At 61.3% G+C, this 25,044-nt stretch carries 25 protein-coding genes; 12 read left to right on the forward strand and 13 right to left on the reverse strand.

The window, feature by feature from the left end:
* Nucleotide 1: 1 nt before the first annotated feature.
* From hutI to LCH64_RS07010, 9 genes are all read left to right on the forward strand, one after another.
* Nucleotides 2-1,207 (forward strand): imidazolonepropionase, encoded by a 1,206-nt coding sequence (hutI, locus tag LCH64_RS06970; protein ID WP_003220820.1) that lies wholly within the window; start codon nt 2-4, stop codon nt 1,205-1,207.
* Nucleotides 1,208-1,217: 10 nt separating this feature from the next.
* A complete protein-coding gene (gene hutG / locus LCH64_RS06975) occupies nt 1,218-2,021 on the forward strand; it encodes an N-formylglutamate deformylase (protein ID WP_226499837.1) in 804 nt (267 codons plus the stop codon).
* Between the two features lie 227 nt (nt 2,022-2,248).
* Nucleotides 2,249-3,220, forward strand: coding sequence for a prolyl aminopeptidase (pip, locus tag LCH64_RS06980; RefSeq protein WP_226499838.1), 972 nt, complete (start codon nt 2,249-2,251; stop codon nt 3,218-3,220).
* On the forward strand, nt 3,217-3,654 hold the full coding sequence (gene dtd, locus LCH64_RS06985; RefSeq protein WP_226499839.1) for a D-aminoacyl-tRNA deacylase: 438 nt from the start codon (nt 3,217-3,219) through the stop codon (nt 3,652-3,654). Before pip ends, dtd begins: the two co-directional genes overlap by 4 nt.
* Before the next feature lie 352 nt (nt 3,655-4,006).
* Entirely contained in the window at nt 4,007-5,791 is a 1,785-nt protein-coding gene (locus tag LCH64_RS06990) for a glucan biosynthesis protein G (protein ID WP_198286788.1), read from the forward strand.
* Nucleotides 5,784-8,354 carry a glucans biosynthesis glucosyltransferase MdoH gene (mdoH, locus tag LCH64_RS06995; protein ID WP_003220831.1) on the forward strand — a complete coding sequence of 857 codons (2,571 nt, stop codon included), beginning with the start codon at nt 5,784-5,786 and terminating at the stop codon, nt 8,352-8,354. Before LCH64_RS06990 ends, mdoH begins: the two co-directional genes overlap by 8 nt.
* A 172-nt stretch (nt 8,355-8,526) precedes the next feature.
* A complete protein-coding gene (locus LCH64_RS07000) occupies nt 8,527-9,324 on the forward strand; it encodes a transporter substrate-binding domain-containing protein (protein WP_003220833.1) in 798 nt (265 codons plus the stop codon).
* Nucleotides 9,325-9,456: 132 nt separating this feature from the next.
* Nucleotides 9,457-10,416, forward strand: a complete 960-nt coding sequence (locus tag LCH64_RS07005; protein WP_226499840.1) for an amino acid ABC transporter permease — start codon at nt 9,457-9,459, stop codon at nt 10,414-10,416.
* Nucleotides 10,409-11,143: an amino acid ABC transporter ATP-binding protein gene (locus LCH64_RS07010; protein WP_103520646.1), complete on the forward strand. Its 735-nt coding sequence runs from the start codon at nt 10,409-10,411 to the stop codon at nt 11,141-11,143. Before LCH64_RS07005 ends, LCH64_RS07010 begins: the two co-directional genes overlap by 8 nt.
* A 147-nt stretch (nt 11,144-11,290) precedes the next feature.
* Here LCH64_RS07010 and LCH64_RS07015 read toward each other — a convergent pair whose 3' ends face one another.
* The 10 genes from LCH64_RS07015 to ubiE all read right to left on the reverse strand — a co-directional run bounded on the left by LCH64_RS07015 (nt 11,291) and on the right by ubiE (nt 19,467).
* The gene (locus tag LCH64_RS07015) at nt 11,291-13,207 is read right to left on the reverse strand and encodes a methyl-accepting chemotaxis protein (RefSeq protein WP_226499841.1); all 1,917 of its coding nucleotides are present in this window, start codon (nt 13,205-13,207) and stop codon (nt 11,291-11,293) included.
* 209 nt (nt 13,208-13,416) lie between these two features.
* Nucleotides 13,417-14,124, reverse strand: coding sequence for a 16S rRNA (uracil(1498)-N(3))-methyltransferase (locus LCH64_RS07020; RefSeq protein ID WP_226499842.1), 708 nt, complete (start codon nt 14,122-14,124; stop codon nt 13,417-13,419).
* Nucleotides 14,121-14,912: a twin-arginine translocase subunit TatC gene (gene tatC / locus LCH64_RS07025; RefSeq protein WP_003220842.1), complete on the reverse strand. Its 792-nt coding sequence runs from the start codon at nt 14,910-14,912 to the stop codon at nt 14,121-14,123. The genes LCH64_RS07020 and tatC overlap by 4 nt, the downstream gene beginning before the upstream one ends.
* On the reverse strand, nt 14,909-15,349 hold the full coding sequence (gene tatB, locus LCH64_RS07030) for a Sec-independent protein translocase protein TatB (protein ID WP_103486605.1): 441 nt from the start codon (nt 15,347-15,349) through the stop codon (nt 14,909-14,911). The genes tatC and tatB overlap by 4 nt, the downstream gene beginning before the upstream one ends.
* A gap of 9 nt (nt 15,350-15,358) precedes the next feature.
* A complete protein-coding gene (locus LCH64_RS07035; RefSeq protein ID WP_003220847.1) occupies nt 15,359-15,640 on the reverse strand; it encodes a twin-arginine translocase TatA/TatE family subunit in 282 nt (93 codons plus the stop codon).
* Between the two features lie 25 nt (nt 15,641-15,665).
* A complete protein-coding gene (locus LCH64_RS07040) occupies nt 15,666-15,998 on the reverse strand; it encodes a phosphoribosyl-ATP diphosphatase (protein ID WP_003220849.1) in 333 nt (110 codons plus the stop codon).
* Entirely contained in the window at nt 15,991-16,392 is a 402-nt protein-coding gene (gene hisI / locus LCH64_RS07045) for a phosphoribosyl-AMP cyclohydrolase (RefSeq protein ID WP_003220851.1), read from the reverse strand. Before hisI ends, LCH64_RS07040 begins: the two co-directional genes overlap by 8 nt.
* Nucleotides 16,393-16,472: 80 nt before the next feature.
* A complete protein-coding gene (ubiB, locus tag LCH64_RS07050; RefSeq protein ID WP_226499843.1) occupies nt 16,473-18,077 on the reverse strand; it encodes a ubiquinone biosynthesis regulatory protein kinase UbiB in 1,605 nt (534 codons plus the stop codon).
* On the reverse strand, nt 18,074-18,697 hold the full coding sequence (locus LCH64_RS07055) for an SCP2 domain-containing protein (RefSeq protein WP_003220855.1): 624 nt from the start codon (nt 18,695-18,697) through the stop codon (nt 18,074-18,076). The genes ubiB and LCH64_RS07055 overlap by 4 nt, the downstream gene beginning before the upstream one ends.
* The gene (ubiE, locus tag LCH64_RS07060; protein WP_003220857.1) at nt 18,697-19,467 is read right to left on the reverse strand and encodes a bifunctional demethylmenaquinone methyltransferase/2-methoxy-6-polyprenyl-1,4-benzoquinol methylase UbiE; all 771 of its coding nucleotides are present in this window, start codon (nt 19,465-19,467) and stop codon (nt 18,697-18,699) included. The genes LCH64_RS07055 and ubiE overlap by 1 nt, the downstream gene beginning before the upstream one ends.
* A 154-nt stretch (nt 19,468-19,621) precedes the next feature.
* On the opposite strand from ubiE, the gene LCH64_RS07065 reads away from it, so the two are divergent.
* The 3 genes from LCH64_RS07065 (at nt 19,622) to LCH64_RS07075 (ending at nt 21,457) form a co-directional block, all read left to right on the forward strand.
* On the forward strand, nt 19,622-19,897 hold the full coding sequence (locus LCH64_RS07065) for a polyhydroxyalkanoic acid system family protein (RefSeq protein ID WP_003220859.1): 276 nt from the start codon (nt 19,622-19,624) through the stop codon (nt 19,895-19,897).
* Nucleotides 19,898-20,139: 242 nt separating this feature from the next.
* On the forward strand, nt 20,140-20,562 hold the full coding sequence (locus tag LCH64_RS07070; protein WP_127648618.1) for a phasin family protein: 423 nt from the start codon (nt 20,140-20,142) through the stop codon (nt 20,560-20,562).
* 10 nt (nt 20,563-20,572) lie between these two features.
* Nucleotides 20,573-21,457, forward strand: coding sequence for a phasin family protein (locus LCH64_RS07075; protein ID WP_003220863.1), 885 nt, complete (start codon nt 20,573-20,575; stop codon nt 21,455-21,457).
* A gap of 200 nt (nt 21,458-21,657) precedes the next feature.
* Here LCH64_RS07075 and LCH64_RS07080 read toward each other — a convergent pair whose 3' ends face one another.
* From LCH64_RS07080 to phaZ, 3 genes are all read right to left on the reverse strand, one after another.
* Nucleotides 21,658-22,278, reverse strand: coding sequence for a TetR/AcrR family transcriptional regulator (locus tag LCH64_RS07080; RefSeq protein ID WP_045122259.1), 621 nt, complete (start codon nt 22,276-22,278; stop codon nt 21,658-21,660).
* Between the two features lie 30 nt (nt 22,279-22,308).
* Nucleotides 22,309-23,991 carry a class II poly(R)-hydroxyalkanoic acid synthase gene (phaC, locus tag LCH64_RS07085; RefSeq protein WP_103520651.1) on the reverse strand — a complete coding sequence of 561 codons (1,683 nt, stop codon included), beginning with the start codon at nt 23,989-23,991 and terminating at the stop codon, nt 22,309-22,311.
* A gap of 139 nt (nt 23,992-24,130) precedes the next feature.
* Entirely contained in the window at nt 24,131-24,985 is an 855-nt protein-coding gene (phaZ, locus tag LCH64_RS07090) for a poly(3-hydroxyalkanoate) depolymerase (RefSeq protein WP_003220867.1), read from the reverse strand.
* Nucleotides 24,986-25,044 lie beyond the last annotated feature (59 nt).

Below are 25,044 nucleotides of genomic sequence, written 5' to 3' on the forward strand. Positions count from 1 at the left end.
GATGAAAACCCTCTGGCAACACTGCCACGTCGCAACCATGGCGCAGGGCGTCTACTCGATCATCGAGGACGCAGCCATCGTCACGTCCGGTGCGCACATCGAGTGGATCGGCCCGCGCAATCTGCTGCCTTCCGGCGAATATCCGGCGGTCAACGATCTGCAAGGCGCGTGGGTCACCCCGGGGCTGATCGACTGCCACACCCACACAGTGTTCGGCGGCAACCGCAGCGGCGAATTCGAGAAGCGCCTGCAAGGCGTCAGCTACGCCGAGATCGCCGCGCAGGGCGGCGGCATCGCCAGCACCGTGCGCGCCACCCGTGAAGCGACTGAAGACGAGCTGTTCGCCAGCGCCGCCAAGCGCCTGAAAAGCCTGATGCGCGATGGCGTGACCACGGTCGAGATGAAGTCTGGCTACGGTCTGGATCTGGCCAGCGAACGCAAGATCCTGCGGGTGATTCGCCGGCTCGCCGCAGAACTGCCGATCAGCGTGCGCAGCACCTGTCTGGCGGCTCATGCGCTGCCGCCGGAGTACAAGGATCGCGCCGACGACTACATCGAGCACATCTGCGCCGAGATGCTTCCGGCGCTGGCCGCCGAAGGGCTGGTCGATGCGGTGGACGCGTTCTGTGAATACCTGGCGTTCTCGCCGGAGCAGGTCGAGCGGGTGTTCATCACTGCGCAAAAACTCGGCCTGCCGGTGAAGCTGCACGCCGAACAACTGTCGTCGCTGCACGGCTCCAGTCTGGCCGCGCGGTATCACGCGTTATCTGCCGATCATCTGGAGTTCATGGATGAGGATGACGCCATCGCCATGGCCAAGTCCGACACCGTCGCCGTGCTGCTGCCGGGCGCGTTTTATTTCCTGCGCGAAACCCAGTTGCCGCCGATGGACGCCCTGCGCAAACACAAGGTCAAGATCGCCATCGCCAGCGACCTCAACCCCGGCACCTCGCCGGCGCTGTCGCTGCGCCTGATGCTGAACATGGCTTGCACCTGCTTCCGCATGACCCCGGAAGAAGCTCTGGCCGGTGCGACCATTCATGCCGCGCAGGCGCTGGGCATGGCTGACACCCACGGTTCGCTGGAAGTCGGCAAGGTCGCGGATTTCGTCGCCTGGCACATCGATCGTCCGGCGGATCTGGCCTATTGGCTCGGCGGTGATCTGGACAAACGCGTCGTGCGTCACGGCGTCGAATCAAGTCTGTAGGAGAGCGGTTGTGGATAAGGTTCTGAATTTCAAACAAGGTCGCGTACCGCTGCTGATCAGCATGCCGCATGCCGGCGTGCGTCTGACACCAGCGGTCGAGGCCGGGCTGATCGCCGAGGCGAAAAGCCTGCCGGACACCGACTGGCACATTCCGCAGCTTTACGATTTTGCCGAGGAACTGGGCGCCAGCACGTTGGCCGCCGAGTACTCGCGGTTCGTTATCGACCTCAACCGTCCGTCCGATGACAAGCCGTTGTACGCCGGTGCCACCACCGGGTTGTATCCGGCGACGCTGTTCGATGGCATTCCGTTGTTCCGCGAAGGGCACGAGCCTTCGAAAGAAGAACGCGCGACCTATCTGGAACAGGTCTGGACGCCTTACCACCGCACTTTGCAACAAGAGCTGGCGCGGTTGAAGGCCGAGTTCGGCTACGCGTTGCTGTTCGACGCGCATTCGATCCGTTCGATCATCCCGCACCTGTTCGACGGCAAACTGCCGGACTTCAACCTCGGGACCTTCAACGGCGCGAGCTGCGATCCGCAATTGGCGGAGCAACTGCAGGCGATCTGCGCCCGGCATGGCAATTACAGCCACGTGCTCAACGGGCGCTTCAAGGGCGGCCATATCACTCGCCATTACGGCAACCCCGCCGAGAACATCCACGCCGTGCAGCTGGAACTGTGCCAGAGCACCTACATGGAAGAGTTCGAACCGTTCCGCTACCGCGCCGATCTGGCGGAGCCGACGCGGGTGGTGCTGAAGGAGTTGCTGCAGGGCTATCTGGCCTGGGCAAAGTCGCATTACACCGCATAACCCACTGTGGGAGCGGGCTTGCTCGCAAAGGCGGCGCATCAGGCAACATATGCGTTGAATGACACAGCGCCTTCGCGAGCAAGCCCGCTCCCACAGGTTTTGTATGCAGCAGAAAAATTGTGACTGCGTACGGGCATGCTCATTGACGTAAATCGGGTTTATGATGCCGAACGGCAGAATAATAGAAGTCCCCCCAGGGATGACCTCGACCCCTTACGGAGCGCGCAATGCAGACATTGTTTCCGCAGATCAAACCCCATGCCCGGCACGATCTGGCTGTCGATGACACCCACACGCTGTACGTCGACGAAAGCGGCTCGCCGGAAGGCTTGCCGGTGGTGTTCATCCACGGCGGCCCGGGTGCCGGTTGCGACGCGCAGAGCCGTCGCTATTTCGATCCGAACCTGTATCGCATTGTTACCTTCGACCAGCGCGGCTGCGGACGCTCCACCCCGCACGCCAGCCTTGAAAACAACACCACCTGGGATCTGATCGCCGACCTCGAGCGTATTCGCAAGCACCTGGGCATCGACAAATGGGTGCTGTTCGGCGGTTCGTGGGGTTCGACCCTGGCGCTGGCCTACGCGCAAACCCACCCGGAGCGCGTACACGGTCTGATCCTGCGAGGGATCTTCCTCTGCCGCCCACAGGAAATCGAGTGGTTCTATCAGGCCGGTGCCAGCCGTCTGTTTCCCGATTACTGGCAGGACTACATTGCGCCGATCCCGCTGGACGAGCGCGACGATCTGCTCAGCGCCTTCCACAAGCGTCTGGTCGGTAACGATCAGATCGCCCAGATGCACGCGGCCAAGGCCTGGTCGACGTGGGAAGGGCGCACCGCGACCCTGCGGCCGAACCCGCTGGTGGTCGACCGCTTCTCCGAGCCGCAGCGCGCCCTGTCGATCGCGCGGATCGAGTGTCACTACTTCACCAACAATGCGTTCCTCGAGCCGAATCAACTGATTCGCGACATGGGCAAGATCGCCCATCTGCCGGGGGTGATCATTCACGGTCGTTACGACGTGATCTGTCCGCTGGACAACGCCTGGGAGCTGCATCAGGCGTGGCCGAACAGCGAACTGCAGGTGATTCGCGACGCCGGTCACGCCGCCTCCGAACCGGGCATCACCGATGCGCTGGTGCGTGCCGCGAGCAACATGGCCCGTCGCTTGCTCGACCTGCCGCCCGAAGAAGCATGAAGGGGCTTTTACAGCGCGTGCGCGGTGCGCGAGTCGAAGTCGCCGGAGAGATAGTCGGTGCGGTGGATCAGGGTTTGCTGGTGCTGGTGGCGGTCGAACCCGACGACACGCGTACCAGTGCCGACAAACTTCTGCATAAGCTGCTTAACTATCGGGTATTCAGTGACGCCGAGGGCAAGATGAATCTGTCCCTGGCGGATGTAGGTGGCGGGTTGCTGCTGGTCTCTCAGTTCACCCTGGCTGCCGACACCAAGAGCGGCTTGCGCCCGAGTTTCTCGACCGCGGCCCCTCCGGCATTGGGCGAGGAATTGTTCGACTATCTATTAAGCAAAGCGAAACAGATGCATGGCACTGTGGCATCAGGTAGATTCGGCGCGGATATGCAGGTGTACCTGGTCAACGATGGCCCGGTGACCTTCCTGTTACAGACATGAAAGTGCTTGAAACATCTTTTCAAGGGCCTTTCGACTGAAAACAGGCGTTTTTCGCGATAAATACTTTGTTACCCCTGATGCGTTGTCACGCGGGCTACTAGATAATCGCGCGCTATGGGGATCAGCGTTCGCTGTTCCATTTTTGACTTAGGTAGAGACTTGTCTGGATCCGATTGGGGAATCATTTTGCCCTAGCGGAGTCGGAACAATGCTCGCCAACTTGGCAAGGGTGCGCTGGGAGGTCGGCTTTTCAAAGTCGAAAACCCCACAGGCACTTAATCTGGCCGTTGGTTTTTTGATCTGTTTTCGGCGAGGGTTGCTCGTGATTGTTAGTCCCTGTAATGCAGCAAAAATGTCTGCCAAACGCATGCGAAGTGCCCTGGTAGCGGGTTCGGCGCTCCTGTGCCTGCTCAGCGCCGGCCAGCTTTGGGCGTTCAATCTTGACGATGTATCGGCCAAGGCTAAAGAGCTGGCCGGGCAGAAGTTCGAAGCCCCGCGCAGCAACCTGCCGAACGAATTCCGTGACATGAAGTTCGCGGACTACCAGAAAATCCGCTTCCTCACCGAAAAAGCGGAGTGGGCCGATCAGAAGACCCCGTTCAAGCTGTCCTTCTACCACCAGGGCATGCACTTCGATACGCCGGTGAAAATCAACGAAATCACGGCGAACACCGTCGAAGAGATCAAATACGATCCGACCCGCTTCGATTTCGGCGACCTCAAGTTCGATCCGAAGGCCACTGAGCAACTGGGCTACGCCGGTTTCCGTGTGCTGTACCCGATCAACAAGGCCGACAAGCAAGACGAAATCATGACCATGCTCGGCGCGAGCTACTTCCGCGTCGTCGGCAAAGGTCACACCTACGGTCTGTCGGCCCGTGGCCTGGCGATCGATACCGCGCTGCCGTCGGGCGAAGAATTCCCGCGTTTCCGCGAGTTCTGGATTCAACAGCCGAAGCCGGGCGACAAGCACCTGGTGATCTTTGCCCTGCTTGATTCGCCGCGTGCCACCGGTGCCTACCGCCTGATCGTGCGCCCGGGCAGCGACACCATTGTCGACGTCAAAGCGCAGATGTTCCTGCGTGACAAGGTCGGCAAACTGGGCATCGCGCCGTTGACGAGCATGTTCCTGTTCGGCGCCAACCAGCCGTCGAAAGTCCTCAACTACCGTCGTGAACTGCACGACTCCAGCGGTCTGTCGATTCATGCCGGCAACGGCGAGTGGATCTGGCGTCCGCTGAACAACCCGAAACACCTGTCCGTGAGCAACTTCAGTGTCGAGAACCCGCGTGGTTTCGGCCTGCTGCAGCGCGGCCGTGACTTCAGCCACTACGAAGACCTCGACGATCGCTACGACAAGCGCCCAAGCGCCTGGATCGAGCCGAAGGGCGAGTGGGGCAAGGGCACCGTTGATCTGGTAGAAATTCCGACTGCCGACGAAACCAACGACAACATCGTTGCCTTCTGGAGTCCGGAAACCATGCCGGAGCCAGGCAAGCCGCTGGACTTCGCCTACCGCATGCACTGGACAATGGACGAAGCGGCGATTCACGCCCCCGACAGCGCCTGGGTCAAGCAGACCCTGCGTTCGACCGGCGACGTCAAACAGTCGAACCTGATCCGTCAGCCGGACGGCAGCGTCGCTTACCTGGTCGACTTCGAAGGTCCATCGCTGGCGGCTCTGGCCCCGGATGCCGACGTGCGCAGTCAGGTCAGCGTTGGCGATAACGCCGAACTGGTCGAGAACAGCGTGCGCTACAACCCGGAAACCAAGGGCTGGCGCCTGACTCTGCGGATGAAGATCAAGGACGCGAGCAAGGCCACCGAGATGCGCGCCGCACTGGTACAGCCAGTCGTGACCGCTGATCTGGCCAAGTCTTCGGTACCGGCGTCGAACTCGTCGGTGGCCAAGGCTGACAAGGTCGCGGCCAAGCAACAAGAGAAGGAAGACAAGGAAGCCAAGGCCGCCGAAGCCAAACAGGCCGACGCCAAGCCAACCGCAGATGCCAAGGACAAGGCCAACAAAGACGCCAAGCAGCCAACCGCTGCAAACGCGGCCCCAGCCACACCGGAATCGGCACCGACTGAAGAAGTCCTGACCGAGACCTGGAGCTATCAGTTGCCTGCCGATGAGTAATTCTCAAGTACAGCCGGAGACTCTGTCCGAGTATCTGGCGCATCTGCCGATGACCGACGAGCAGCGCGCGGAACTCGCGGGCTGCCAGTCCTTCAGCGAACTGCACCAACGCCTGTCGTCGTCGACGTTCGACGCCCCTGCCGAAGCCGCCCAGGCTTCGGTGGGCAAGCGTCTGACCCTGAGCACCGCCGAAGAACTCGAAGAGGCGGAAATGCTGGTGCTGGATGCCAGTGGCCGGGTCAGCCTGAAAGCCACGCCGCCGATTCGCCGCACGAAGGTCGTGCCGGAGCCGTGGCGCACCAATATTCTGGTGCGTGGCTGGCGCCGCCTGACCGGGCGCACCAATCCGCCGAAGCCGCCGAAAGACGAGCGCGTTCTGCCGGCTGCGCGCTGGCGCACCGTCGGTTCGATCCGTCGCTACATTCTGTTGCTGCTGATGCTCGGTCAGACCATCGTTGCCGGCTGGTACATGAAAGGCATCATGCCGTACCAGGGCTGGTCGTTCGTCGATCTGGACGAAGTCCTGCACCAGCCGCTGCTGCAAACCGCCACGCAAGTGCTGCCGTACGCACTGCAAACCAGCATCCTGATTCTGTTCGGGATTCTGTTCTGCTGGGTCTCGGCCGGTTTCTGGACCGCGCTGATGGGCTTCCTCGAGTTGCTCACCGGTCACGATAAATACCGTATCTCCGGCAAAAGCGCGGGCAACGAGCCGATTCCGAAAGACGCCCGTACTGCGCTGGTGATGCCGATCTGCAACGAAGACGTGCCGCGGGTATTCGCCGGTCTGCGCGCCACGTTCGAATCGGTCGCGGCCACCGGTGATCTGGATCGCTTCGACTTCTTCGTCCTCAGCGACAGTAACGACACCGATATCTGTGTCGCCGAGCAACAGGCCTGGCTGGATGTCTGCCGTGAAGCCAAAGGCTTCGGCAAGATCTTCTATCGCCGCCGTCGCCGTCGTGTGAAACGCAAGAGCGGCAACCTCGACGACTTCTGCCGTCGCTGGGGCGGTGACTACAAGTACATGGTCGTTCTCGACGCCGACTCGGTGATGAGCGGGGAGTGCCTGACCAGTCTGGTGCGCCTGATGGAAGCCACGCCGGACGCCGGGATCATCCAGACCGCGCCGCGTGCGTCGGGCATGGACACGCTGTATGCGCGCATGCAGCAGTTCGCCACCCGTGTGTACGGTCCGCTGTTCACCGCCGGTCTGCACTTCTGGCAGTTGGGTGAATCCCACTACTGGGGTCACAACGCGATCATCCGCATGAAGCCGTTCATCGACCACTGCGCCCTGGCGCCGTTGCCGGGCAAAGGTGCGTTCTCCGGGGCGATCCTGTCTCACGACTTCGTCGAAGCCGCGCTGATGCGTCGTGCCGGTTGGGGCGTGTGGATTGCCTACGACCTGCCGGGCAGTTACGAAGAGTTGCCGCCAAACCTGCTCGATGAACTCAAGCGTGACCGTCGCTGGTGCCACGGTAACCTGATGAACTTCCGCCTGTTCCTGGTCAAAGGCATGCACCCGGTGCACCGCGCGGTGTTCCTGACCGGCGTGATGTCGTACCTGTCGGCGCCGTTGTGGTTCTTCTTCCTGGTGTTGTCGACTGCGCTGCTGGCGGTGAACACGCTGATGGAGCCGCAGTATTTCCTCGAACCGCGTCAGCTCTATCCGCTGTGGCCACAATGGCACCCGGACAAGGCGATCGCGCTGTTCTCGACCACCATCGTGCTGCTGTTCCTGCCGAAACTGCTGAGCATCATCCTGATCTGGGCCAAAGGCGCGAAAGAGTTCGGCGGCAAGTTCAAGGTAACCCTGTCGATGCTGCTGGAGATGCTGTTCTCCATGCTGCTGGCGCCGGTGCGGATGATTTTCCACACCCGTTTCGTGCTCGCCGCGTTCCTCGGCTGGGCCGCGACCTGGAACTCGCCGCAACGTGACGACGACTCCACGCCATGGAGCGAGGCGGTCAAGCGCCACGGCCCGCAGACCCTGCTGGGTTTCTGCTGGGCACTGCTGGTGATCTGGCTGAACCCGAGCTTCCTGTGGTGGCTGGTGCCGATCGTCGGTTCGCTGATGCTGTCGATCCCGGTGTCGGTGATTTCCAGTCGTGTCGGTCTGGGCCTCAAGTCCCGTGACGAGAGCCTGTTCCTGATCCCCGAGGAATACAATCCGCCGCAGGCACTGCTGGCGACCGACCAGTACACCCACGAGAACCGTTGGCATGCACTGAACGACGGCTTCGTCCGCGCCGTGGTCGATCCGCAGCAGAACGCCCTGGCGTGCTCGCTGGCGACGGCCCGTCACGGTCAGGCCGAGCCGATCGAGTTGCTGCGCCAGGAGCGTGTGCGTCATGCCCTGAAGGCGGGGCCGGCGGCGCTGAGCAACCATGATCGCCTGCAATTGCTGAGCGATCCGGTGGCGCTGGCGCGTCTGCACGAGCTGGTCTGGGCCGAAGGCCACAACGAGTGGCTGGATGCCTGGCGGGCCTCGGTGAAAGCCGATCCGCATGCACCGCTGTTGCCGTTGCGACCGCTGAGCATGCAGGCTCAGCCGGCCTGATAAGAAGCCCCGCTAACTAGCGGGGCTTTTTATTGTTAAACAAATCGTCCATTAACTCTTGTGCAAAAGAACGAGTGCGTTAGCATCCGTCCCCGAATTGGCGCACCCGGGCATTTTTGCCCATCACTGCTGGTTTTCGCGCCGCACATGCAATGGTTTTGGGGACTTGAAGATGAAGAAGTATCTGTCGATGCTGCTGGTCGGCGTCACGGCACTGGTTGCAGTCAATGCGGCGCACGCCGGCGCAATCGATGACGCGGTCAAGCGCGGCACGTTGAAAGTCGGTATGGATCCGACTTACATGCCGTTCGAAATGACCAACAAGCGCGGCGAGATCATCGGCTTCGAAGTCGACATCCTCAAAGCCATGTCCAAGGCCATGGGCGTCAAGCTCGAGCTGGTGTCCACCGGTTACGACGGGATCATCCCGGCCCTGATGACCGACAAGTTCGACATGATCGGCAGCGGCATGACCCTGACCCAGGAACGCAACCTGCGCCTGAATTTCAGCGAACCGTTCATCGTCGTCGGCCAGACCCTGCTGATCCGCAAGGAGCTGGAAGGCACGATCAAGTCCTATAAAGACCTGAACACCGCCGACTACCGCATCACCTCCAAGCTCGGCACCACCGGTGAGATGGTCGCCAAGAAGCTGATCGCCAAAGCCAAGTACCACGGCTACGACAACGAGCAGGAAGCCGTGCTCGACGTGGTCAACGGCAAGGCCGACGCGTTCATCTACGATGCGCCGTACAACGTGGTCGCGGTGAACAAGGTCGGCGCCGGCAAACTGGTGTTCCTCGACAAACCGTTCACCTACGAACCGCTGGCCTTCGGCCTGAAGAAGGGTGATTACGACAGCATCAACTTCATCAACAACTTCCTGCACCAGATCCACGAAGACGGCACCTACGATCGCATCCATGACAAGTGGTTCAAGAGCACCGAGTGGCTCAAGGACATGGAATAACACTGGGTCAGTCAGACCGAGTCGCCCCATTCGCGAGCAAGCCCGCTCCCACATTTGAAATGCAGTCCAAATGTGGGAGCGGGCTTGCTCGCGAAGAGGGCCTGCCAGGCAACACAAAATCCGGAACCTGCAATGAAACAGAAAAAAGCCCAATGGCCCTGGCACGTCCTGACCGTGCTGGTGCTGGTCGGCCTGGCGGGCGCGTTGTATTACGCCACGTCGCTGATGTCCTACGAATGGCGCTGGAATCGCGTGCCGCAGTACTTCGCCTATCAGGCCGAAGAATCCCAGCGTGCCACCGATATTTCCACCGTCACCGAACTGGTGCGCAAGGGCGGCAGCGCGCAGGTCACCCTGCGCAACGACGCCGGTGACGAGCAGCACCTGACTGTCGACGAGAACAGCCTGCAATTCGCTCAGGGCGACGATGTGGCGGAAGGTGACGTCGTGGGCGTGACCCGACATTGGGCGGCAGGGCCGCTGTTGTGGGGCCTTTGGACCACGCTGTGGCTGTCGGTGGTGTCTGGGGTACTCGGTCTGCTGATCGGTCTGGTCACCGGGCTGTGCCGCCTGTCGAACAACCCGACCCTGCGCAACCTGTCGAGCATCTACGTCGAGCTGGTGCGCGGCACGCCGCTGCTGGTGCAGATCTTCATTTTCTACTTCTTCATCGGCACGGTGATGAACCTGTCCCGCGAGTTCGCCGGGATCGCCGCGCTGTCGCTGTTCACTGGCGCGTATGTGGCCGAGATCATCCGTTCCGGCGTGCAGTCGATTGCCCGTGGCCAGAACGAAGCGGCCCGTTCGCTGGGTCTGAGCGCCGGCCAGTCGATGCGCCACGTGGTACTGCCGCAAGCGTTCAAACGCGTGCTGCCACCGCTGGCCGGACAGCTCATCAGTCTGGTGAAAGACACCTCGCTGGTGTCGGTGATCGCGATTACCGAGCTGCTGAAAAGCGGTCGCGAAGTCATCACCACCTCGTTTTCGCCGTTCGAGATCCTGTTCTGCGTCGCCGGCCTGTACCTGTTGATCAACCTGCCGCTGTCGAAAATCGCCAGCCGGCTTGAGCGGAGGCTCGCGCAAAGTGATTGAAGTCCGCGATCTGGTAAAAGTCTTCGACACCCGTGGCCAGGTAGTCCGGGCTGTGGATAACGTCAGCACCACGGTGGCCAAGGGCGAAGTGCTGGTGGTGATCGGCCCGTCGGGTTCCGGCAAATCGACCTTCCTGCGCTGCCTCAATGGCCTGGAAGAATTCGACTCGGGCTCGGTGAGCATCGATGGCCTGCAACTGGCCGACCCGAAAACCGACGTCAACGCTTACCGCCGCGAAGTCGGCATGGTCTTTCAGCATTTCAACCTGTTCCCGCACATGACCGTGCTGGAAAACCTCTGCCTGGCGCAGAAAGTCGTGCGCAAGCGCGGGCAGAAGGAAAGCGAGGCCAAGGCCCTGGCGTTGCTGGAGAAGGTCGGTATTGCGCAGAAGGCGCGGGAATACCCGTCGCGTTTGTCTGGCGGTCAGCAACAGCGCGTGGCGATTGCCCGGGCGCTGGCGATGGACCCGAAAGTGATGCTGTTCGACGAACCGACTTCGGCCCTCGACCCGGAAATGGTCGGCGAAGTGCTGGATGTGATGAAGAACCTGGCCGTTGAAGGTATGACCATGGTTTGCGTCACTCACGAAATGGGCTTCGCCCGGGAAGTGGCGGATCGGGTGCTGTTCTTCGATCACGGCAAACTGCTGGAAGATGCTTCCCCAGCCGAGTTCTTCGATGCACCGAAGGATCCGCGGGCGCAGGCTTTCCTGCGGCAGGTCCTGTAATTTTCAGCGCCTGATCTGGCGCCTTCGCGAGCAAGCCCGCTCCCACAGTTGACTGAGTTATCCAGGCGGACGCGGTCCAATGTGGGAGCGGGCTTGCTCGCGAAGGCATCACCTCGGATTTCAATCAACCGAGGTATTCGCATCACCTCAAACCTTGAACCGCCCCACCAGCATCTGCAGATGCGTCCCCAGCCGCGCCAGCTCAACACTCGACGCCGCGGTCTCTTCACTCGCCGCCGACGTCTGATCCGACACATCCCGCACATTCAGCACGCTACGGTTTATCTCCTCGGCCACGGCACTCTGCTGCTCGGCTGCCGCGGCAATCTGCTGGTTCATCGCCTGAATCGCCGAGACGGTGCGGGTGATGCTTTCCAGCGAACCGCCGGCACGGCGGGTCAGTTCGACGCTGCTGTCGGTCAGGCTGCGGCTGTTGTCCATGATCGTTGCCACTTGCTGGGTGCCGTTCTGCAGGCCGACGATCAGTTCCTCGATCTCTTCGGTGGACTTCTGCGTGCGCTGGGCGAGGCTGCGGACTTCGTCGGCGACCACCGCAAAACCACGCCCGGCCTCACCGGCACGCGCCGCTTCGATCGCGGCGTTGAGCGCCAGCAGGTTGGTTTGCTGAGCCACCGATTTGATCACATCGAGCACGCTGCCGATCTTGTCGCTCTCGCGTTTGAGTTCGCCCATGGCTTCGGTCGAATGACCGACTTCAGCGGCCAAACGCTCGATCTGCGCGATCGCTTCACCCACCACTTTGTCGCCTTCGCGGGCCTGTTGATCGGCGGCCACGGCGGCTTCGGAAGCCTCCTCGGCGTTGCGCGCGACTTCCTGCACGGTGGCAGCCATTTCGTTCATGGCGGTGGCGACCTGATCGGTCTCGATCTTCTGATTGTTGACCCCGGCACTGGTCTGCTCGGTCACCGCCGACAGCTCTTCGGCGGCGCTGGCGATCTGCGTAACGCCGTCGCTGATGCCACCGATCAGGTCGCGCAGGCCTTGGGTCATGCTCTGCATCGAACGTTGCAACTGGCCGAGTTCGTCGCGGCGTTGCGACACCAGGTTATGGGTCAGGTCTCCGGCAGCCACGCGTTCAGCGACTTTCAGGGTCTGGTTCAGTGGAATGATGATCTGCCGAGTGATCGCCCACGCCGCCAGCAGGCCGAAGGCCACGGCCAGCAAGGTGGCGATGATCAACTGGTTTTTGGCTGCTGCGGCATCCGTGTCGCGCACGATAGTCTGAGAGTCGGTGAGTTGTTTGCTGACGTCGGACAGCAGGTCACCCTGCGTCGACATGCGGGCCAGCGCCTTGGCACTGGCGACCTGCGAGTCGCGGAACTGGCTGACCGCCGCGCGGTAAGCCTTGAGCGAGTCGGTGGCCTGTTGCAGGTTGGCGATGTGCTGGTCAGGCAATTTGGCCGGCAGGGTTTCGAGGTTTTTCAGGGCATTGTCGATGGCGTCGAGCGCAGGCTGCTCGGCTTCGGTCTTGCCGCTGTAGGTGTAGCCGCGCACCTGGAAGCGCGCCTGCTGGATCAGTTTGCTCAGGTCGATGACCGCGTTGAACTGGGCGACGCTGTCGCCCTGCAACATGGACTTCTCCACCTCGGCGACCTTGGCCACGGCGTTGTCGGCGGTGGCGCCGAGTTTGCTGCGGGCGTCTTCGCGGTTGGCGCCGGCCTGGATCAAGTCGTTGAAGGCGCGCTTGTATTCGGCGACGGCGGCCAGTTGCTGGTCGACCTTCGCTGCGTCAGCCGGTTGTTCAATCTCGCCACGCGCAGTTTGCAGACCACTTTCGAGTTTGCCGAGCAAGTCGTTGACCGCCCCTGGACCTTGTTCGCCCCGGCGCATTTCGTAGTCCAGACGCGCCAGACGCAGATCCTTGGTCAGCTCGTTGAGACTGGAGATAAACCCGAGCTTGTCGCCGCGACTGATGATGCCGTTCATCCCGGTCCAGCCGGTGAAGGTGATCAATAGCGTCAGCAACAGCACCAGGCCGAAACCGATCCCCAGCTTGCGTTTGACGCTGACGTTTCCAAGATTCTCGGCTAACCAACGGTACATGCGACGACTCCCCTCGGACCACTAATTGGACTTATGGGGACTGTATCGGCTGGGGGGTGGCAATCTGTAACCCGATTTGTCTGCGAGCCCCGAATTCCTGTAGGAGCTGACGAGTGCAACGAGGCTGCGATCTTTTGATCTTGCTGTTAAAAAACAAAATCAAAAGATCGCAGCCTGCGGCAGCTCCTACAGGGGAGGCGGTACAGGTATCAGAACAGGCGGGCGAGCAGGGCGGTGACGGCGGTTTCGACGCGCAGGATGCGCTCGCCCAGTTGCACCGGTTGCAGGCCGGACTTGCCCAGCAGGTCGATTTCGTAGGGGATCCAGCCACCCTCGGGGCCGATCGCCAGCGTCACCGGTTCGCTCAATGCGCGCGGGCAGGGCGGGAAGTTACCGGGATGGCCGACCAGACCGAGGGTGCCTTCGCTGATCGCCGGCAGGCGATCTTCGACGAACGGCTTGAAGCGTTTCTCGATGATGATTTCCGGCAGCACGGTATCGCGGGCCTGTTCGAGGCCGAGGATCAGATTCTCGCGAATCGCTTCCGGCTCGAGAAACGGCGTCTGCCAGAAGCTCTTCTCGACGCGGTAGCTGTTGACCAGAATCACCTTCGACACACCCATGGTCGCCACGGTCTGAAACACCCGCCGCAGCATCTTCGGACGCGGCAGGGCCAGTACCAGGGTCAGCGGCAGCTTGGCCGGCGGTGACTGATCGAGGTTGACGCGCAATTCCGCTTCGCCGGCCTCAAGGCGCAGCAGTTCGGCCGAGCCCATCAAGCCATTGATGCGCCCGACCCGCAGGCTGTCGCCGACTTCCGAGCGATGCACTTCCTGCATGTGGGTCAGGCGCCGGTCACGCAGCACGACGCGGTCGGCCGCGATGAAGTCGGCCTCTTCGAGCAACAGCAGGTTCATGCCTGGGTCGCTGGCGGCTGGTCGTTGTGATCGTCGGCCGGATTTTCGTCCGGGCGTTCGCGCTTGCTGACCAGGCTGCCGAACAGAATGCCGATTTCAAACAGCATCCACATCGGTACCGCCAGCAGGGTCTGCGAGAAGATGTCCGGCGGCGTAAGGATCATGCCGACCACGAAGCAGCCGATGATCACGTACGGGCGAATCTTCTTCAGGTATTTGACGTCGACCACGCCGATCCACACCAGCAGCACCACGGCCACCGGGATTTCGAACGCGACGCCGAAGGCGAAGAACAGCGTCATCACGAAGTCGAGGTAACTGGTGATGTCGGTCATCATTTCCACGCCGGCCGGGGTGGCGGCGGCGAAGAACTTGAAGATCAGCGGGAACACGAAGTAATAGGCGAACGCCATGCCGGTGTAGAACAGCAGGATGCTGGACACCAGCAGCGGCACCGCGATGCGTTTCTCATGCTTGTACAGGCCCGGCGCGATGAAGCCCCAGATCTGATGCAGGATCACCGGAATCGCGAGGAACAGCGAGACCATCATCGTCAGCTTCAGTGGCGTCAGGAACGGCGACGACACATCCGTGGCGATCATCGTCGCGCCGACCGGCAGGTACTGGCGCAGCGGCGTCGAGACGAAGGTGTAGATCTGCTGGGTGAACGCGAACAACCCGGCGAAGATGATGAACACCGCCGCCACACAACGCAGCAGGCGGGTGCGCAACTCGGTGAGGTGCGATACCAGCGGCATGTGCTGGTCGTTTTCGGGGAGATCGCTCATGGGGCTCGCGGCGGCAGTGTGGAGTCGTGAGGCGCTGGTGTGATCGGCGCGGCGTTTGGAGCTACGTGTTCAACCGGCGTTGGCGCCGCGACGGGCACAGGTTCGGTTGTCGCTACGGCAGGTGCAGCTGGCGCGGCTGGCGCATGAATCGTCTGCTCGCCCACATGCTCAACCGGCGTCGGCTCCTGCTGAACCGGCGTGAAAATCTTCCGCGCCTCCTGCTCCAGCGACAGGATGTGCTCGTTGTGCAGTTGCCGACGGATCTCGTCGGCACCGATCTCACGTTCAACTTCCTGTTTGATCGCGTTGAAGCTGCGCTTCAGCCGCCCGACCCACAGGCCGGCGGTGCGCGCAGCGCCCGGCAGACGCTCGGGGCCCAGCACCAGCAGGGCGACGAGGCCGACGAGCAGCAGTTCAGAGAAGCTGATACCAAACATTTGTCAGTCTCACACGTCTTTGCGGATCGGCTCTTCGACTTTCTGCGCCTGCACGTCGATGGTGTGCGGCGGGTTGGCCTGAGCGGTGGCCTGCGGCTGCACCGGTGGTACCGGTTGCGCAGGCGTTACGGTCGGATCGGCGGCCGGTTTTTCGTCATCGTTCATGGCTTTGCGGAAGCCCTTGATCGACTCGCCGACGTCGGTGCCGAGGTTTTTCAGTTTCTTGGTGCCGAACACCAGCACCACGACTACCAGAATGACGATCCAGTGTTTCCAGTCAAAAATGCCCATGTTGCTGTTCCTCTCTAAAAATTGTTCAGGCGGACGGACGCGAGGCTTTCTCGACGTGTCCGGACAGACCGAAGCGACGATCCAGTTCATCCAGCACGGCCTGCGGATGCTGCCCCAGTTGGGCGAGCATGACCATGCTGTGGAACCACAGGTCGGCAGTCTCGTAGATCACATCGCTGCAGTCACCGCTGATGGCGGCGTCCTTGGCGGCAATAATGGTTTCGACCGACTCTTCGCCGACTTTCTCCAGAATCTTGTTCAGGCCCTTGTGATACAGACTAGCTACATATGAGCTGTCGGCCGCTGCGCCTTTGCGCTCTTCAAGTACCTGAGCGAGGCGGGTCAGGGTGTCACTCATGTTTGTGTCCTGCGGAGTAGATTGCGTGCGGGTCTTTCAGAACCGGGTCGACCGTTTTCCAGTCACCGTTTTCGTAGACGCGGTAAAAGCAGCTTTGACGGCCGGTATGGCAAGCGATGTCGCCGATCTGTTCGACCATCAGGATGATCACGTCGGCATCACAGTCCAGGCGCATTTCATGCAGGGTCTGTACGTGGCCGGACTCTTCGCCCTTGCGCCACAGCTTGCCACGGGAACGTGACCAGTAGATTGCACGGTTTTCCGCAGCGGTCAGTTCCAGCGCTTCGCGGTTCATCCAGGCCATCATCAGCACGCGTCCGGTCTTGTGATCCTGGGCAATCGCCGGCACCAGGCCATCTGCGTCCCACTTGATCTCGTCCAGCCAGTTTTTCATCTTCGACTCCGACAGCGAACCCCCACTTCGATAGTCGGGTTCAGGCGTTGAAACAGTGTGCCAGCCGATCAGCAAACTGGCTATCGGCGAACGACCAGATACAAGCCGACTGCCACCATGATGCCCGCCGGCCAATGCCCCAGTTCGTGCAACGGGCCGCCGGCGGCGAGGATCGTCCCGCCCGCCAGATGCGCGCAACCGAGCAGGCGCAGGAACCAGTCGTCCTTGCGTTTGTGCCACGGTGGCGGCGGGTCGTAGGCGTGCGGTTGTGACATGCGTTCGAGCAGGTCGCGGGCCATGTTGGCCAGGTGCGGCAGCTGTTCGAACTGGCTCTGCACGTTGCCGATCAAGGCTTTCGGGCTGACGCGCTCGCGCATCCAGCGCTCGAGGAACGGCTGCGCGGTGTTCCACAGATCCAGATCCGGGTACAGCTGACGACCGAGACCTTCGATGTTCAGCAGGGTCTTTTGCAGCAACACCAGTTGCGGCTGGACTTCCATGTTGAAGCGCCGCGCGGTCTGGAACAGGCGCATCAGCACCTGGCCAAATGAAATATCTTTTAACGGTTTTTCGAAGATCGGTTCGCACACGGTACGGATCGCCGCTTCGAATTCGTTGAGTTTGGTTTCCGCCGGCACCCAGCCCGAATCGATGTGCAACTGCGCCACGCGGCGGTAGTCGCGCTTGAAGAAGGCGAACAGGTTGCGCGCCAGGTAGTCCTGGTCTTCCGGGGTCAGGCTGCCGACGATGCCGCAGTCGATCGCGATGTACTGCGGGCTCCACGGGTTGACGGTGCTGACGAAGATGTTGCCCGGGTGCATGTCGGCGTGGAAGAAACTGTCGCGGAACACCTGGGTGAAGAAGATCTCCACGCCGCGCTCGGCGAGCATTTTCATGTCGGTGCGCTGGTCGGCGAGGGTCGCCAGATCCGTCACCTGAATCCCGTAGATGCGCTCCATCACCAGCACTTTCGGCCGGCACCAGTCCCAATAGACTTGCGGCACGTAGAGCAGCGGCGAGCCTTCGAAGTTGCGCTTGAGCTGGCTGGCGTTGGCCGCCTCGCGCAGCAGGTCGAGTTCGTCGTAGATGGTTTTTTCGTAGTCCTGCACCACGTCCACCGGGTGCAGCAGGCGCGCATCGGCCGAGACCTTTTCGGCGGCGCGGGCGAGGATGAACAGCCACGCCAGATCCTGAGCGATCACCGGTTTCAGGCCCGGGCGGATCACCTTGACCACCACTTCTTCACCGGTTTTCAGCTGCGCGGCATGCACTTGCGCCACCGAGGCCGAGGCCAGCGGTTCGACGTCGAAACGGCTGAACACTTCACTGATTTTCTTGCCCAGCTGTTCTTCGATCAGCTTGATCGACAGCTGCGAATCGAACGGCGGCACGCGGTCCTGCAGCAGCATCAGCTCATCGGCGATGTCTTCCGGCAGCAGATCGCGGCGGGTCGAAAGAATCTGCCCGAACTTGATGAAGATCGGCCCCAGATCCTGCAGCGCCAGACGCAGACGCGCGCCACGGCTCAGCTCCAGCGGCTTGCGCGGGAACCAGCGCCACGGCAGCACGTAGCGCAGCGCCAGGAGAAACCAGGGCAGCGGCAGCTCGAACAGCAGGTCATCGAGGCGGTAGCGGATCACGACGCGCTGGATGCGCAACAGACGGCGGACGGCAAGCAGCTTCATGCGTTATCGCTTGGGTCGAGGGATCGGGAAAGGCGCTCGAAACGCGCCTCGAGACGTTCCAGATCAAGTTTGATCCGGTCCAGTTCGCTGAACCGCGCTTCGGCTTCGCGCTGCCCGACCAGGGTGCGCGATTCTTCGGCGAGGTATTCGGCGAGGTTCTGGTTGAGGCTGGCAAATCCTTGTTGATACCAGCGTGCGCGGCTGCGCAGGTGGCCACCGATCAGTTGCGTGGCGACCGGGCCGAGCCAGCGCGAGAGTTCGTACTCCCAGTCCAGCTCGAGGTCCTGCAGCACGCCGGCCAGCTCCAGCAGCACGCCGCTGTCACCGTCGAGCTCGACTTCCGGGGCGTGCAGCACCGCGGTCTTGTCTTTGCTCACGGCCAGTTTCACCAGGCTCGACGCCGGGGCACGCAGGGTGCAGTCGACGCCGGTTTCCCAGTGCGAGGCGAGCATCAGCCCCTCATCGCTGGGCAGAATGAACAGTTGCAGCGCCGGGCTGCGGCAATCGACGGCAATCACTTTGCCAGTCAGATGCGCCAGCCGCGGCAGCGCCGTGCTGTCGAGACGCAGCACCCGGTTGAGGCCGAGTTCGACGCTGGCGAGCAGCCCGGTGAGCAACATCAGGGCTTGATGCCGCGGTGCAGGGCGACGATGCCTGCGGTCATGTTGTGATAGGTCACGCGGTCGAAACCGGCGTCGACCATCATCGACTTCAGGGTTTCCTGATTCGGGTGCATGCGGATCGATTCGGCCAGGTAGCGATAGCTTTCCGAGTCGTTGGTGATCAGCTTGCCCATCAGCGGCATGAAGGCGAACGAGTAAGCGTCGTAGGCCTTGGACATCAGCGCGTTGGTCGGCTTGGAGAACTCCAGCACCAGCAGGCGGCCGCCGGGCTTGAGCACGCGCAGCATCGAGCGCAGGGCGTCTTCTTTGTGCGTCACGTTGCGAAGGCCGAAGGCGATGGTCACGCAGTCGAAATGGTTGTCCGGGAACGGCAGCTTTTCCGCGTCCGCCTGAACGAATTCGACGTTGCCCGACACACCCAGATCCAGCAGGCGGTCACGACCGACCTTGAGCATGGATTCGTTGATGTCGGCCAATACCACCTGACCGGTAGGGCCAACCAGGTGCGAGAATTTCTTGGTCAGGTCACCGGTGCCGCCGGCGATGTCGAGCACGCGGTTACCGCTGCGCACACCGGACAGTTCGATCGCGAAACGCTTCCACAGACGGTGCATGCCGCCCGACAGAAGGTCGTTCATCAGGTCGTATTTCGCGGCTACGGAGTGGAACACCTCAGCGACTTTTTCCGCTTTCTGGCTTTCCGGAACGTTTTTGAAGCCGAAGTGAGTGGTGGGTTCGGCATCGCTGCCTTTGCGCTGATCAGTCATATCGCTGTCACCAAAAGAGAATGCGCGACATTCTAATCCCCAAGCCATGCTTTGTCTTGGAATGGCTAAAGGTAAGATGGGCAACCTTCGGGACGATTTGCCGCAGACGCGGTCAAGATTTAACGTCACCTATTCATCAAGCAGGAGTCATTCGATGGCCAAAATCAGTGTTGAGCGTGCCCACAGCCTGGGCAAGGAAGCCGCCCGCGAGAAGGCCGACAAGCTGGCGCAGAAACTCTCCGATCAATATGGCCTGGAGCCGCAGTGGTCGGGCGACACCCTGAACCTCAAGCGCTCGGGCGTGAAAGGTGCGGTGCATGTGGCTGACGACTCGATCAGGGTCGACGTCGAGCTGGGCATCATGATGTCGGCCATGAGCGGCATGATCAAAGCCGAGATCGAGAAGGCGCTGGACAAAGCGCTGGTCTGATTTCTGCCTGAAATACGGTCCCCTGTAGGAGTGAGCCTGCTCGCGATAGCGTCGTGTCAGCCAATAATTCTTTGACTGATACGACGCTATCGCGAGCAGGCTCACTCCTACATTTGTTTGGTGGTGCTCCTGCTGTTTATGTCAGTTGTTAGGGTGCCGTTTCTAATTTTTCTCCCTACTTTGTGCCTGAGCCCGACACATCTGCGGGCAGTTCCTCAAACCTTCTGCGCGTGAGGTGCACCATGGCCAAAGTCATTCTGAAGAAAAAAATCGACGCTTCGACTTCTGCTCTGAGCGACGTCAAATCCTATGCCCGCAAGATCTGGCTGGCAGGCCTGGGTGCCTACGCCAAGGTTGGCCAAGAGGGCAGCGACTACTTTCAGGAGTTGATCAAGGCTGGTCAAACTGTTGAAAAGAAAGGCAAAAAGGTTGTCACCGAAAAGCTCGAAGCCGCCAATGCCGAGATCGATGAAGCCAAGGGTGAAGTCAGCTCGTTCAAAGGTCGCGTCGAAGTTCAGCTCGACAAGGTCGAGAAGGCGTTCGACTCCCGCGTGGCAAGCGCCTTGAATCGTATCGGCATTCCGTCTAAACATGACGTTGAGACACTCTCTGCTAAGCTCGATGAGCTGACGGCATTGCTCGAACGCGTCGCGCGTAAATCTTAAGGAGAACGGGATGGCTGGTAAAAAGAACACCGATAAAGAAGGCAGCTCGTGGATTGGGAAAGTCGAAGACTACTCCCGCAAAATCTGGCTGGCTGGTTTAGGCGTGTACTCGAAGATCGACACTGACGGCAGCAAGCTCTTCGAGTCACTGGTCAAAGACGGCGAGAAAGCCGAGAAGCTCACCAAGTCTGCAGTCGGCAAGAAAGTCGATGCCGCCAAGGACTCTGCTTCTTCGGCCAAGTCGCGCATCAGCGGCGTGAAAGATCGCGCACTGGGCAAGTGGGACGAGCTGGAAGGGGCTTTCGACAAGCGCCTGAACAGCGCCATTTCGCGCCTGGGTGTGCCTAGCCGCAATGAAGTCAAAGCGCTGCACAGCAAGGTCGAAACCCTGACCAAGCAGATCGAGAAACTCACCGGTCTGAAAACCCAACCGGTCGCGGCGAAAACCGCAGCGGCCAAACCGGCAGCCAAAACGGCCGCCAAGCCACTGGCCAAAGCGACTGCGAAACCAGCCGCCAAGCCTGCGGCAAAAACCGCTGCCGCCAAGCCTGCCGCTAAAACGGCCGCTGCCAAACCAGCCGCCAAAGCCGCCGCGAAACCGGTTGCTGCCAAAGCTGCTGCGAAACCTGCCACCAAAGCCGCAGCCAAGCCAGCGGCGAAAACCGCAGCGGCCAAACCTGCTGCCAAGCCAGCGGCCAAACCGGCTGCGGCGAAAAAACCGGCAGTGAAAAAACCGGCCGCGCCGAAAGCCGCTGCGCCAAAACCGGCCGCTCCGGCAGCCAAGCCAGCTACCCCGGCAACCCCGGCCAGCGCGTCGAACTCCGCCGCTGCACCGACCCCGGTAGCAACTCCGACTGCTGCATCGACCCCGTCGACGCCAACCAGTCAGTCCTGATTTTTCAGGGCAAAACAAAACGCCCGGCCTGTGAAGGTCGGGCGTTTTTGTTTGTGCAGAAAATCGCTGGAACAACGTCATTCCCCTGTGGGAGCGGGCTTGCTCGCGAAGGCGGTGTGTCATTCAGCATTGATGTTGGCTGAACCACCGCTTTCGCGAGCAAGCCCGCTCCCACAGGGGGGGGACAATGTGTAGCCCATTCAGTCGTGATCTTCGAGGTATTGAAGGGCCATCCGTTCAGTAGCCACTTTCACCGGCGGCAGCAGATGCGGTGCCACCAGCATCATGATCTGGTACACCACCAATTTGACCTCACCCTCGCGATCGAGAATCCGCTGATAGTCCAGCGAGAACAGCAGGGTCATGGTGATCTGCTCCACCAGTTGCCCCAACGCCTGGGTATCACTGACCAATTGCCCCGACGCCTTCAGGCGCGCCAGCAATGACGCCAGCGTGCGCTTGAGGGCGTTGAGCAGATTGCGAATGCCCTTGGCCAGTTTTGGCAGGCGCCCGGCGAGGTTCGACAGGTCCTGGAACAGAAACCGGTATTGCGCCAGGCGCTCGACGATCAAGTGCAGGAACAGCCAGTAATCCTCCGGCGCCAACTCGGCATCCGATGGAGGATCGAGCAGCGGCGCCAGTTCATTCTGGAAGCGTTCGAACAGGCCGAGAATCAGTGGCTCCTTGCCGTGGAAGTGGTAGTAGAGGTTGCCGGGGCTGATCCCCATTTCATTGGCAACTTCCATGGTGGAGACGTTCGGTTCGCCTTTCTCATTGAACAACTGCAGAGCACATTCGAGAATCCGGTCGCGGGTTTTCATCCAGTCTTCTTAGAAAAGTTCGGTTAAGCGTCAGCGCACATGCACGTAGGTGCCGGGTGCTGCCTCCATCGGTGGATAGTTCGGGTTGCCGAGGGTAAACGTGGTTTCGTGTTGCGTGCCGGAGCGCTGCTGAATCCATTCCAGCCACTGCGGCCACCAACTGCCGTCAACGCGTTTGGCGTCGTAATACCAGGCGCGCGGATCGCTGCTGAGCTTGCCGTTCTCGACGTAATTGGCTTTCGGGTTGCTGGGCGGGTTGAGGATGCTTTGCACGTGGCCGCTGTTGGACAGCACGAAGCGCCGCTCGCCACCGAGCAGCAGGGTCGAGCGGTATACCGCGTCCCATGGCGTGATGTGGTCGTTCATGCCGGCCACGCTGAAGCTGTCGACGGTGACTTTCTGCAGGTCGATCGGCGTGCCGCAGACTTCCAGGCCGCCCGGGTGGGTCAGCGGGTTGTGCTTGAAGAAGTCCAGCAGGTCGCCGTGGAACGCGGCGGGCAGGCGCGTGTTGTCGTTGTTCCAGTACAGAATGTCGAAGGCTGGCGGCTCCTTGCCGAGCAGGTAGTTGTTGACGAAGTAGCTCCAGATCAAATCGTTGGGCCGCATCCAAGCGAACACCTTGGCCATGTCGCGACCGTCGAGCACGCCTCTCTGATAGGAACGGCGCTTGGCAGCTTCGATGGTCTGTTCGTCGGCGAACAGGGTGGTCGGGGTTTCGATCTCGCTGTCGAGCAGGCTGACCAGATAGGTTGCACTGGAGATTCGCCGCAGCTGCCGTTTGGCCTGCAGATGCCCCTGCAGCGCGGCAATGGTCAGGCCACCGGCGCAGGCGCCCATCAGGTTGACCTCGCGCGCGCCGGTGATCGCCCGGCAGATGTTCATCGCTTCTTCCACCGCTTCGACGTAGGTCGAGAGGCCCCATTCCCGGTGGCGTACGTCCGGGTTGCGCCAACTGATCATGAAGGTCTGCAGGCCGTTTTTCAGCGCGTACTGGACAAAGCTGTTCTGCGGGCTGAGGTCGAAAATGTAGTACTTGTTGATTTGCGGCGGCACCACCAGCAACGGCTTGGCGTACTGTTTTTCGCTCATTGGCTTGTACTGGATCAGCTCCAGCAGTTCGTTGCGAAACACCACGGCACCGGGGGTGGTCGCTACGGTCTTGCCAACTTCGAAAGCCTGTTTGGTGACCTGGCGCGGCAGGCCATCGTTGTGCAGCAGATCATCGAACAGATGACTCAGACCGCGCACCAGACTCTGGCCGCCGGAATTGAACAGCTCCTTGACCGCCAGCGGGTTGAGCAAGGTATTGGAGGGCGCTACGGCATCGTTGAGCAGGGTGAACGCGAAGTGCGCGCGGGCGCGGTCGTCCTCGCTCATGCTGCTTTCATCGATCCAGCTCTTGACCTGTTTCTGCCAGGCCAGATACGCCTGCAGGCTGCGCCGGTAGAACGGATTGAGGCTCCACGCCGGGTCGGCGAACCGCGCGTCCTGCGGGTTGGTCGGATGCAGGGTTTCACCGAGCAGCACGCGACCGAGCTGGCCGCCGAGTTTCAGCGCGTGTCTGGCACTGTGGATCGGGTTGCGCAGACCGTGGGCTGCGACGCTGCGCAGCGTCGAGAGCAGGTCCCGGCCACGCAGCCCGGTCATTGCACTCTGTGCATTGATGAACACGGCGGGACTGGGCACTACGCCCGTCGCAGGTTTGTCGCGCATGACTCAACACTCCTTCGTCTTCAGGTCAAAAACAAACTCACCGAACCAGAACACCATAGTCGCTGTTACGGGTTGCTGCCTGCGCGGCGTCCTGCCGCGCACGTTGTTCAAAACCCTGCATAAAGCCTGCCGCCGTGATTTATCCGCCCAGCGGCGAGGGTTGCGGATGCATGACCGCTCGCTGACGCTCCTCCTGGAGGAACTTCATGATGATCGGCGCCACCGCTTCGGCGCGGGTGATCAGAAACAGATGACCGTCGTCGATGATGTGCAACTGGGCGTTGGGAATCCGCCAGGCGAGCATGCGCATATTGATCAACGGGATCAGCGGATCGTCGTCACCGGCCAGCACCAGGGTCGGCTGATGGATCTTGTGCAGCCAATGAATGCTGGTCCAGCCCAGGCCGGCGAACAGTTGCCAGTAGTAACCGAGCTTGCCCGCCGAACGTACTTTCGCCGCATGGCTGGCAGCCAGCGTCGGGTCGCGGCGGAATGAGCCGCCGTAGATCAACGGCGCAATGCGGATCACGTGGGACGGCTGGATGTAGCGTCGCGGGCTGGCCATCATCCACAGCACTTTCGGTTTGCCCGGCACCATGAAGGCACCGGCCGCGGTCGCCGCCAGCACCAGTTTCTTGCAGCGTTCCGGGTAGTCGTGGGCGAATTGCTGCGCCAGTGCACCACCCCAGGACACGCCGATCACATTGACCTGGCCGTAGTCGAGGTAGTCGAGCATCCGCGAAGTCAGCTTCGCCAACCCGGGAAAGCGATACGGCCGGTTCGGCGTCGACGAGCCGCCGACACCGGGCACGTCGAAGGCGATCACTTCCAGATCCGGGTCCAGCGCCGCGACAAACGGAAACACCAACTCCAGGTTGGCGCCGATGCCGTTGAAAATCAGCAAGGGCGTCAAATGAGGCTTGCCGGGGCGTACCGCGGTGCGGAGGGTCTGCCCATCCAGATCGACGGTACGGAAAATGAACGGTTGCGGCATGCTTCAGGCCCTGTGGGTCAATCTCAATATCACCTCCAATCCCTTGTGGGAGCGGGCTT

It is taken from the genome of Pseudomonas sp. MWU16-30322 (genome assembly GCF_020515535.1).
In the GTDB taxonomy this organism is placed as follows: Bacteria; Pseudomonadota; Gammaproteobacteria; order Pseudomonadales; family Pseudomonadaceae; genus Aquipseudomonas; species Aquipseudomonas fluorescens_H.

Excerpts from the sequence above, each read along its gene's own strand:
- hutI (WP_003220820.1), top strand. The coding sequence starts at position 2 with ATGAAAACCCTCTGGCAACACTGCCACGTCGCAACCATGGCGCAGGGC.
- pip (WP_226499838.1), top strand. The coding sequence starts at position 2,249 with ATGCAGACATTGTTTCCGCAGATCAAACCCCATGCCCGGCACGATCTG.
- dtd (WP_226499839.1), top strand. The coding sequence starts at position 3,217 with ATGAAGGGGCTTTTACAGCGCGTGCGCGGTGCGCGAGTCGAAGTCGCC.
- LCH64_RS06990 (WP_198286788.1), top strand. The coding sequence starts at position 4,007 with ATGTCTGCCAAACGCATGCGAAGTGCCCTGGTAGCGGGTTCGGCGCTC.
- mdoH (WP_003220831.1), top strand. The coding sequence starts at position 5,784 with ATGAGTAATTCTCAAGTACAGCCGGAGACTCTGTCCGAGTATCTGGCG.
- LCH64_RS07000 (WP_003220833.1), top strand. The coding sequence starts at position 8,527 with ATGAAGAAGTATCTGTCGATGCTGCTGGTCGGCGTCACGGCACTGGTT.
- LCH64_RS07005 (WP_226499840.1), top strand. The coding sequence starts at position 9,457 with ATGAAACAGAAAAAAGCCCAATGGCCCTGGCACGTCCTGACCGTGCTG.
- LCH64_RS07015 (WP_226499841.1), bottom strand. The coding sequence starts at position 13,207 with ATGTACCGTTGGTTAGCCGAGAATCTTGGAAACGTCAGCGTCAAACGC.
- LCH64_RS07020 (WP_226499842.1), bottom strand. The coding sequence starts at position 14,124 with ATGAACCTGCTGTTGCTCGAAGAGGCCGACTTCATCGCGGCCGACCGC.
- tatC (WP_003220842.1), bottom strand. The coding sequence starts at position 14,912 with ATGAGCGATCTCCCCGAAAACGACCAGCACATGCCGCTGGTATCGCAC.
- tatB (WP_103486605.1), bottom strand. The coding sequence starts at position 15,349 with ATGTTTGGTATCAGCTTCTCTGAACTGCTGCTCGTCGGCCTCGTCGCC.
- LCH64_RS07035 (WP_003220847.1), bottom strand. The coding sequence starts at position 15,640 with ATGGGCATTTTTGACTGGAAACACTGGATCGTCATTCTGGTAGTCGTG.
- LCH64_RS07040 (WP_003220849.1), bottom strand. The coding sequence starts at position 15,998 with ATGAGTGACACCCTGACCCGCCTCGCTCAGGTACTTGAAGAGCGCAAA.
- hisI (WP_003220851.1), bottom strand. The coding sequence starts at position 16,392 with ATGAAAAACTGGCTGGACGAGATCAAGTGGGACGCAGATGGCCTGGTG.
- ubiB (WP_226499843.1), bottom strand. The coding sequence starts at position 18,077 with ATGAAGCTGCTTGCCGTCCGCCGTCTGTTGCGCATCCAGCGCGTCGTG.
- LCH64_RS07055 (WP_003220855.1), bottom strand. The coding sequence starts at position 18,697 with ATGTTGCTCACCGGGCTGCTCGCCAGCGTCGAACTCGGCCTCAACCGG.
- ubiE (WP_003220857.1), bottom strand. The coding sequence starts at position 19,467 with ATGACTGATCAGCGCAAAGGCAGCGATGCCGAACCCACCACTCACTTC.
- LCH64_RS07065 (WP_003220859.1), top strand. The coding sequence starts at position 19,622 with ATGGCCAAAATCAGTGTTGAGCGTGCCCACAGCCTGGGCAAGGAAGCC.
- LCH64_RS07070 (WP_127648618.1), top strand. The coding sequence starts at position 20,140 with ATGGCCAAAGTCATTCTGAAGAAAAAAATCGACGCTTCGACTTCTGCT.
- LCH64_RS07075 (WP_003220863.1), top strand. The coding sequence starts at position 20,573 with ATGGCTGGTAAAAAGAACACCGATAAAGAAGGCAGCTCGTGGATTGGG.
- LCH64_RS07080 (WP_045122259.1), bottom strand. The coding sequence starts at position 22,278 with ATGAAAACCCGCGACCGGATTCTCGAATGTGCTCTGCAGTTGTTCAAT.
- phaC (WP_103520651.1), bottom strand. The coding sequence starts at position 23,991 with ATGCGCGACAAACCTGCGACGGGCGTAGTGCCCAGTCCCGCCGTGTTC.
- phaZ (WP_003220867.1), bottom strand. The coding sequence starts at position 24,985 with ATGCCGCAACCGTTCATTTTCCGTACCGTCGATCTGGATGGGCAGACC.